This is a genomic window from Burkholderia sp. MR1-5-21 (genome assembly GCF_053427715.1).
Window position 1 is genome coordinate 1 of sequence record NZ_JBSAXD010000187.1, and the last position, 207, is coordinate 207.

At 63.8% G+C, this 207-nt stretch carries 1 pseudogene; it reads right to left on the reverse strand.

Annotated features, from left to right (window positions below):
- Positions 1-207, reverse strand: a pseudogene (glyA, locus tag ACV229_RS41010) (serine hydroxymethyltransferase); the annotation flags it as partial.

Genomic DNA, 207 nt, shown 5'->3' on the forward strand with positions numbered 1-207 from the left:
TCAGGTGGCCGCCGTGCGCGAGGCTCATGCCCATGATCGTGTCGCACGGCTTGAGCATCGCGAAGAACACGCCCTGGTTCGCCTGCGAACCCGAGTTCGGCTGGACGTTCGCTGCTTCGGCGCCGAACAGTGCCTTCACGCGGTCGATTGCGAGCTGTTCGACGATGTCGACGTATTCGCAGCCGCCGTAGTAACGCTTGCCCGGAT